The organism is Methylobacterium iners (genome assembly GCF_022179305.1).
Classification (GTDB): domain Bacteria; phylum Pseudomonadota; class Alphaproteobacteria; order Rhizobiales; family Beijerinckiaceae; genus Methylobacterium; species Methylobacterium iners.
In genome coordinates this window covers 1-6,794 of the sequence record NZ_BPQP01000145.1, presented here as the reverse complement: position 1 = coordinate 6,794, position 6,794 = coordinate 1, and the positions used below count along the sequence as shown (strand labels likewise).

The window sequence follows — 6,794 nt, the reverse complement described above, 5'->3', positions numbered from 1 at the left end:
GCTCCGCTCGTATGCGGCCGCGCATCGGCAACTCGGGCTGTCAGTGCGCCACGAGCAGGGCTTGCGGCGGAACAACCGAGCGGAGAACTCGCACCAGCCTGTCCGACGACGCGAGCGGAAGATGCAGGGTTTCCCGTCAGCAGGGTCAGCTCAGCGCTTCCTGTCGATGCATGCTGCGGTCCAGAACACGTTCTATCTACAACGCCACCTGATCACCCGTCCCACGCTTCAGCTCTTCCGAACGGAAGCCGCGGAAGCATGGCAGACAGCAACTGCTGCGGCGTGAGTTGATACAGACGCTGCTCCGTTTGCGACCTCACTCAGCTTCCCGTGACAATGCCGCTGCACTCTATCTGGCCCGCTTCGAGCGTCGCTTCCTGGTGGTGGATGCCGGCGACTCCCGTGCGGCCTGGATCCCAACCAGCCACAACATACCGGTTTTCGCGGACGGCATCTCGGGGCAGGAGATCCTCGCCCGTCAGAGCGAGCACGTTGCGCGCTACGGCGGGCAGATCGTCAAGGGCACCGTCACGACGCTGCACAGGGTCGAGCAAGGCTTCCGTGCAAGCTTTCAGGAGGAAGGTGGGACCGGCGTTTCGCACGAGATCCGGGCGCGCCGGGTGCTGCTCGCAACGGGGGCCGACGACGTGGAGCCGGATCTTCCTCAGCTGCCCGATGCGATCCGGCGCGGGCTCGTGCGCTATTGCCCAATTTGCGATGGCTACGAGGCTCGAGGCAAGCGCATTGCTGTGATCGGCTACGGCGACAAGGGGTTGGGCGAAGCGGTCTTCGTAGCCCGCACCTACTCGCGCGACGTGACGCTGCTGACGCTGGGTCAGGGCATGCATCTCGATGAGAGTGAGCGTGAGCGGGTCGAGAAGCACGGCATCACGGTTGTCCATGATCCCGTGATTGACCTCGACACTGATGGCGATCGGATCACGGTGCTACGCACGTCGAGCGGCGAGGAACACCGCTTCGAGGTGCTCTACTCCGCCCTCGGGCTGAAGCTTCGTTCCGAACTTGCCTTGGCCCTGGGCGCCAGACACGACGGCACAGGCGCGCTGATCGTTGATGAGCACAACCGAACCACAATCCCGGGCCTCTATGCCGCCGGCGGTGTGGTACGCGGCCTTGATCAGGTGGTGGTCGCGATGGGCCATGCAGCGATGGCGGCTACGGACATCCACAACCGCTGCGAACTGCCGACCGAGGAAGAGGTCGATGGAGCCGAGAAGACGCCAAGCTCCGCATAGGCTTCCCAGTGCATCCTTCAGCGGCCAGGAGAGCGCGACCAGCACGACACCTGCCATCATCAGACTGCCACCGAGCACCCGCCTTGGTTGTGGGTGAGGTTCACGCTGTTAGCGGGGCGGCTGCTTTGCAGCGCGCCGCCCGAAAGCAGACCGTCGCAATTCCATTCAGCCCAGTCGTACGGCTCGTTTGCAGAAGCCGCCTCGAAGCGGACCTTCCGACCTTCTGCAATGGGTCGAAAGTGGACTCAGGCACTTAGTCCCAAAGCAGACGTTCAGCTTCCAGTCGATCGGCGCGCCGCGCGGAAACATGCTCACGACGATCGTGGGCAGCAGCGTGCCCAGCACAACCTTCGACGCCGTGGCCTTCGACAACTGTCCTCGAGCGAAGGCTGGAAGAGTGCCTGACTGTGCCGACCTAGGCGCGCACCATGGCGCCGCGCGACAGGATCGGGGGCTCGATTGCCTCAGTTCTGCGCGACGACGGGCTGGAGGCGTTTGCCCTTCGAACTACGACGGCGCCTAGCCTGCAAGAGGATCGCGGCGGCAAACCTCCGGGTAGATGCCCAAGGTAAGTAGCCTACCAGACAATCGTTAAGTATGCATGGAGGAAAGTGGACCAGCACAAAAGGGAATTATTTACGGCTACGTGAGCCTCATCCGTGAGCTTGTAATGGCAATCTTTCGTGATGCCGAAGGGTCGCGATGCGCCTACTCCCTTCCTTCGACCAATCCCGGAGATGGCTGACCCTCGGCGTTTTGGTGCCGCTTGGGATGTTGATAGTCTCCGGGCTCATGCTCCTCGACATGCGCAAGGATGCCTGGCTGAAGGCGGAGCACACCTCTAGAAACCTGCTGCAGGTCATGGAGCGAGACATCGCGAGAAATGTCGAGATCTTCGATCTTTCGCTGCGTGCTGTCGTCGAAAACCTCAGAGTGCCCGGCGTTGCGGAACTGGCCCCGGAGATCCGTCAGCTCGTCCTGTTCGATCGTGCGGCGTCTGCAAAGGACATCGGCGTATTGCTGGTCATCGATGAGAAGGGTGACGTTGCCATTGATGCGGCAGGGATTGCGCCGCGAAAGGCGAACTACCTCGACCGCGACTATTTCCAGGCCCACAAGCTCCGGAACGATCTGGGCCTGTACATCGGGACACCGCTGGTCTCGCGCCTGACCGGCGCACGGATGATCCCCCTTAGTCGCCGCATCAGCAAGCCCGATGGCTCGTTCGGCGGCGTAGTGCTTGGCACCATGCAGCTGTCCTACTTCAGCAAGCTTCTGAGTCAAATCAGTCTTGACCAAGACGATGCCATCAACCTCTACCATCGTGACGGAACGCGCATCATGCGTCATCCGTTCGTCGAGTCAGATATTGGCGCAAACATAGCAGGTGCATCGACATTCGATCGCTTTGTCAGGGAAGGCAGGGGCACCTTCATCGACACCTCAGTGCGCGACGGGGTTGAGCGGCATTACACCTTTACGCAGATCGGCGACTTTCCGCTCATCCTAAACGTGGCTTTAGCGACGAAAGGGATCGAGGCCACTTGGCTGGCAAAGGCGACTGTCATCGGCACAGTCGTGTTGATACTCTGCGGCATCAACTTCGGCCTTTCCCTGTTGTTTGTTGTGGAGCTGCGCCGCCGTACCGCTGTGCAGGCCCAGCTGACTTGGATGTCACGGACGGACTTCCTTACCGGCTTGCCGAATCGGCGCCGTTTTGACGAGGCCTTCGCGCAAGCCTGGGAGAGTGCGCGTTGGAAGCGGACAGCGCTGTCGCTGCTCATCATCGATGCCGACCACTTCAAGCGTATCAATGACCGGTACGGTCATGCCATCGGTGACGAGGTCCTGCAAAAATTCGCGCTGAAACTGGCTGCCAGCGTGCATCGACCAGAGGATCTCGTCTGCCGCGTCGGTGGGGAGGAATTCGTCGTTCTCCTACCCGAGACCGAGCAAGCGGGCGCGCTCCGTATTGCTGAAAAAATTCACGAGGAGGTATCTGCACTCGCGGCGGCCGCAGCGGGCATCACACCCGGCACGTTCACGGTCAGTATCGGGCTCGCAACTCTTGAGCCTGAACGTCCCGACCTTGGGGCGCCGATCGATCTGTACCGGATGGCTGATGCTGCTCTCTACGAGGCGAAAGCCGGTGGTCGAAACCAGACGCGATGCGCTGAACCATATGCGGAGGTCGTTGCCCGCAAGCGTACGGTGCTCCGGGTGCTACACGGAACCTCAGCATCTACCTAGGCGGCGCAACCACTGCACCCTTGTATGGACCGATGCCCATGATGCAGCAGCATCATGGCTTGATCGAGCATTCCACGCGTGCGCTGATCCACTGGTCCAGTTGCTCCCCGCACCCAAGCGCGGCGAGCCGCTTAAGGTAAAAGCGCGGCTGGCCAACATATGATAGTTCTGCAAATCCTCATTAACGTCTGATCGTACACAATCTTGTGATCGCCAGCAGGGAGCCTTCGCTTAACGCGGCAGGTCTGGCGCAGCGAGAGTAGGCATGGTTTCCCTGCACGCCCACGAGGCCGAGCGCCTGAAGGCGCTTCACGATCTGGGCATCCTTGATACGCCGCCCGAGGCTCACTTCGATGCACTCTGTCGAACGGCTCAGGCCCTGTTTTCCGTGCCCATCGCGACCATCACGATGGTTGACGCGGATCGACAGTGGCAGAAGGCGCGCTGCGGGTCTGTCGGTGAGAGTGCGCCGCGCGACATCACCTTCTGCACGCACACAATCCAGTCCGACGAACTTCTCGTGGTCGAGGACGCAACCCAGGACGCCAGATTTGCCGCCAATCCTTTCGTCACCGGCCAGCCTGGCATCCGGTTCTACGCGGGTGCACCACTCATTCTTCGGCCGGGCATCCGAGTTGGCACTGTCTGTCTGATTGATACGGTTCCGCGGAGCTTCAACGCTGCGCAGCGTCAGCAGCTTCAGGACCTTGCCGCCGTCGTCCTCGCTCATCTGCGCCTGTACGAGGCCGAACGCGACGCACGCCAGCAGGCGGAGAGCTACCAGCACGTGCTGGATACCGCGCAGGATGCCTTCATCAGCATCGACGCCGCGGGTGTGATCACGCGTTGGAACTCGGCCGCAGACACCATGTTTGGCTGGTCCGAGCAGGAGGCGCTCGGTCGTTCATTAGCTGAGTTGATCGTGCCCGCGCGGCATCGGGCGGCCCACGCCACAGGTCTGTGGCGCTACCTTCAGACCGGCGAGAGTGCGGTTGTCGGCAAGCGGCGGCTGAACCTGAAGGCTTTGCGGCGTGACGGCACTGAGTTCCCTATCGAGATGGCAATGTCGGCAGATCGCTCCGCGACGCACGATTTGAGCTTCAACGCCTTTCTCCGGGATGTGTCTGAGCGCAAGCAGTGGGAAACGTCGCTTCTGGGCAGCGAGGCGCGCTACAAGCTGCTGGCCGAGAACGCGACTGATATGATCGTGCGAGCCGATCTCGATGGCACCCGGCGCTACGTCTCGCCCGCTTGCAAGGCCATTCTCGGGTACGCGGATGCTGAACTCATCGGCACGAAGGCCATCGACTTTCTCCACCCCGACGATGTTGCCATGACCCATGCCCTTAAAGGGCAGATTGTCTCGGGCGAGGTGTCACGCGTGACCTACGCTCCCCGGCAGCGTCACAAGGAGGGCCATTGGGTCTGGGTCGAAACCTCCATCAACGTCACGTTGGACCCACTTACGGGCAAGCCGGATGGCTATGTGGCCTGCGTGCGCGACATCACGCGGCGCAAGGCTCTGGAGGCGGACAAGCGTCAGGGTGAGGAACGTCTCCGCACCAGCGAGGAGCGGCTTGCTCTCGCCCTGGAGAGCGGGACAGACGGGGTTTGGGACTGGCGCACTCAACCGGAAGAACTCTGGTTCTCGGCGAGCCTTCTCAGCATGCTCGGGTATGGAGCGGGCGAAATCGCGGTCAGCGTCGAGACCTGGGTCAGCCTCATCCACCCAGAGGACCGCGCAAGCGCAACTCGGCAGTTCTACGCGCTCCTGAAGGGTCTGACGCCGCTGTTCGAGTGCGAGCACCGGCTCAGGCGCAAGGATGGCAGCTATGCCTGGGTGCTGGCACGCGGTCGCGTCGTCAGCCGAGACGAGGCGGGCCGCGCGCTGCGGGTCATCGGAACACACATCGATATCACGGCACGGAAAGGAAGCGAGGAGCGACTCGCGCACTTCGCCTGCCATGATGGGCTCACGGACTTGCCCAACCGCCTTCTGTTTCGCGAGCGGCTGGATCAGGCCCTGGCCAACCTCTCGGAGGCTGGCGGCTCGTGTGCACTGCTGTATCTCGACCTCGACCGGTTCAAGACTGTCAACGACACGCTGGGGCATCTGGCTGGTGACACGCTCCTGAAGGAGGTAGCACGGCGGTTCCAGAGCGTCGTGAGCGAGGGTGATACGCTCGCCCGCCTCGGCGGTGACGAGTTCGCCATCCTTCAGCGTGCAGGGGCTCATCAGCCCGCAAGCGCTGACGCGATGGCACAGCGCCTCATCGATGTCATGAGAGAGCCAGTCATCACGCAAGGTCAGCGGGTCGAGGTTGGTGTGAGTGTCGGCATCGCGCTCGCGCCGCGCGACGCGTCGGACGCTGAGACCCTGATCAGACGGGCCGATCAGGCCCTTTACCGGGCCAAAGGAGACGGACGGAACACGCGCCGCTTCTACGAGGCCGCGATGGACGAGGCGGTAGAGGAGAAGCGGCGTCTGGAGATGGACCTGCGCGGCGCACTCACGCGCGGCGAGTTCGAGGTCCACTACCAGCCCATCATGAACGCGGCGAGCGGTCGTGTCTCCTCAGCGGAGGCGCTGGTGCGCTGGCGGCATCCCGCTCACGGTCTTGTCTCGCCAGGCGCGTTCATTCCCTTAGCGGAAGAGACCGGCCTGATCGTTCCGATTGGTGAGTGGGTTCTGCAAACAGCTTGCCGCGCGGCATCGACATGGCCGAGTGACATGCGCGTGGCGGTGAACGTGTCAGCTATGCAGTTTCGCAACGCTGGTCTGGTCCAGACGGTGATGCAGGCCCTTGCAGCCTCGGGCCTACCTGCCCATCGGCTGGAGCTTGAGATCACCGAGTCGGTGCTGATGCAAGACGGTCCAGACGTGGTGGACACCTTGCATCACCTCAGGGACTTGGGCGTGCGCACCGCCCTCGATGACTTTGGGACAGGTTACTCAAGCTTAAGCTACCTGCGCCGCTTTCCCTTCGACAAGCTGAAGATCGACCGCTCATTCGTGCAGGACATCGGCAATCCGAGCACGGCCGCGATTGTCCGGGCCATCATTGACCTGGGTGTGGGGCTCGGCATGACGATCACGGCAGAGGGGATCGAGACCGAGGATCAGCTTGCTTCGCTCAGGCAGCAGGGCTGCAACGAGATACAAGGCTACCACTACAGCAAGCCTCTGTCCGTTTGGGAACTATCGACATTCTTGGACCGCGACGAGGTCCGTGTTGCTGCGTAACGCTGCCTCGTCAGTTGCGCGGTCGGAACGATTCGAGATCGTGC

At 62.2% G+C, this 6,794-nt stretch carries 4 protein-coding genes; all 4 read left to right on the top strand.

Annotated features, from left to right (window positions below):
* A partial coding sequence (locus MFF55_RS26235) for a DDE-type integrase/transposase/recombinase (protein ID WP_238247144.1) occupies nucleotides 1–286 on the top strand: 286 nt, incomplete at its 5' end.
* 1 nt (nucleotide 287) lies between these two features.
* Entirely contained in the window at nucleotides 288–1,256 is a 969-nt protein-coding gene (locus tag MFF55_RS26230) for an NAD(P)/FAD-dependent oxidoreductase (RefSeq protein ID WP_238247142.1), read from the top strand.
* Nucleotides 1,257–1,958: 702 nt separating this feature from the next.
* Nucleotides 1,959–3,506, top strand: coding sequence for a sensor domain-containing diguanylate cyclase (locus MFF55_RS26225; protein WP_238247140.1), 1,548 nt, complete (start codon nucleotides 1,959–1,961; stop codon nucleotides 3,504–3,506).
* 265 nt (nucleotides 3,507–3,771) lie between these two features.
* Entirely contained in the window at nucleotides 3,772–6,750 is a 2,979-nt protein-coding gene (locus MFF55_RS26220) for a bifunctional diguanylate cyclase/phosphodiesterase (RefSeq protein WP_238247137.1), read from the top strand.
* Nucleotides 6,751–6,794 lie beyond the last annotated feature (44 nt).

Bases quoted from the DNA above. Each gene is read 5' to 3' on its own strand.
- MFF55_RS26225 (WP_238247140.1), top strand. From the start codon at position 1,959: ATGCGCCTACTCCCTTCCTTCGACCAATCCCGGAGATGGCTGACCCTC.
- MFF55_RS26220 (WP_238247137.1), top strand. From the start codon at position 3,772: ATGGTTTCCCTGCACGCCCACGAGGCCGAGCGCCTGAAGGCGCTTCAC.